Source organism: Bacteroidota bacterium (assembly GCA_018831055.1).
Lineage (GTDB): Bacteria > Bacteroidota > Bacteroidia > Bacteroidales > B18-G4 > M55B132.
Genome location: JAHJRE010000319.1, coordinates 1 through 2,276, shown reverse-complemented (window position 1 = coordinate 2,276; position 2,276 = coordinate 1). Strand labels below are relative to the sequence as shown.

Genomic DNA, 2,276 nt, shown 5'->3' with positions numbered 1-2,276 from the left:
GGTACACTTTTACTGCCGGATGTTACACCAAGCCCTGTGCTTAAACTTGGAGCCAATTATGCTACTATAGACACCGGCGGCTTTTTTGTCTCAATGTCGTCAAATAACCTGATAACATCAACCGATCCCGGCAGCGTGTTTTATACATTCAAATGTCTTGTCTCAACGGTAAATGTTACAGGTGTGGCATTACAATCAGCAGGGTATAATGCGGATTGCTTATTCATATCAAGCGACACTAAAATAGTTGCTTTGAACAATATTATCTATAAAGACTCATTGGCTGCTTCAAATCGTGCATTATCACTCGGTTATTCAACGATTCCCGGGACATTCACATTCACAGGATATAATTTTGATACCGCTGTTTTAACAAATGTTAATACACCCAATTTAACCAGCGGGCTTGTGGTGATGCAGAATGCAACAGGCGCAAAAGCCGGACCTCTATACGAGAACGATCCGAATGACAGGGTTTTCTGGCAACCAGGCGATTCAATTTCGGTTGTCAAGCCAGCCGGCGGCGAGGTGTTTACTGTCGGAAGTACTCAGACAATCAAATGGACCACAACCGGCTCAATCCCGAAGTTAAAATTAGAGTACTCAATGGACGATTTTATTATTACCAATTTTGTAGCGAATGTGTCAACGGGTCCAAATTTCGGAACATTTAACTGGACAATCCCGAATAACCCGTCGGCAACAATAAAGGTTCGCGTCTCTGCGGTTAATTATCCCACCATCAACACCATCTCAAACGCTTTCACAATCCAGCCACCAGTTGCGGCGCCTTCAGGATTTACCGCCTCAACGGTTTATGTTTCATCAATACAATGGAGATTCACCGATAACGCTTCCGACGAGACCGGTCTGTATATTTCATCAGGAACAAATATCAGTATGCGACTATCTGAAAACCTTGGACCTTTAAGTGGCACAGGTGGAGCAACGAGTTGGTGGGAAATAAATCTTTCAACCAATACGCAATACACCAGATACGCAGAAGCGGTAAATGCCAGTAGTAATAGTTGGTCAGCAGCAAAATACGCATACACCGCCGCTAATCCACCGACTTCATCTACGGTCATCAGCGTTACATCGGCGTCAGTCAGCGTTAAATGGTCAGCAAACAATAATCCATCAGGAACATATTATGGAGTTGCGTATTCAACAGATAGTGGGTTTGGTGTTGTAAGTTATACATCAACAACAATTGCAATGAATATAGATGTAAAGGGTCTTTCAGCAGAAATCACATATTACTTAAAAGCAAAGGCGTATAATGGCGATGGAATTACTACTGCTTACGATATAACCGTCTCTACAAAAACGCTTCCTGCGGGAGCGCCAACAGCACCGACGGGATTAACTGCGACGGAGGTTACAAATTTATCAATAAAATGGGTCTGGAGCGATGTTGCAAACGAGCAGGGATATTATTTGCAAACGAGCACCGGGGGATTTGTGGCATCCGTTGCCGCGGACACGGTAAATTATAAGGAAACCGGGCTTATGCCCAACACGCAATACAGCAGGTATGTAGAAGCGTATAATGTGACCGGAAGTAGTAAGTCGGTAGTGGTAAGTAAATACACATTAGCAAGTATACCAACTAACTTTTTGTGTTCTACGAAAAATTTTAATTGGATAAAACTTGAATGGTCTGCAAACGGCAATTCGGCCGGCACGATTTATGAACTGTATCAATCTACCGCATCTGATTTTAGCGTGTATTCCTCCTCAATCTCTCAATCTCTTAATCTCTTAATCTCTGGTCTTAGCCAACTCACGACATATTATTATCAGATAAAATCCGTTAATGCGGAAAATATTAAAACGGGGCCTGTAGAACTTACAGTTCAGACGCCGAACTCAAAAACGACGGGACCTGTTTCCGGAAAAGTGACTCAAGCGGATGGAACTGTCGCGTTTCCGGTTTTAGTACAATTGTATAATAACGATGGCACAATAAAAATAGCGGAGACATTTAATAAGTCCGACGACGGAACATATCTTTTTGAGAATCTTGATGACGGGATTTACCATGTTGTGTGCAGCTGGCTTGTCAACGAAATTGAATCGGTGGTTTATAAGACGGACATACCCGAAAACAGTAAGGATGTTCTTTTCACGCTGAAGATAAAATATGACCTTGCGCAGGTTATAGGGAAGATCGCACTTGTCAGTCGCGCCAATTTCGCTGGAAAATTTGCACCTGCTAAGCAACCATATGTGGAGTTATTACAAAGAAGCAGGGTAATAGCGATGATTAATTC

General features: G+C 42.6%; 1 protein-coding gene. It reads left to right on the top strand.

The window, feature by feature from the left end:
* On the top strand, positions 1-2,276 hold a 2,276-nt coding region (locus KKA81_17335; protein ID MBU2652693.1), incomplete at both ends, for a fibronectin type III domain-containing protein.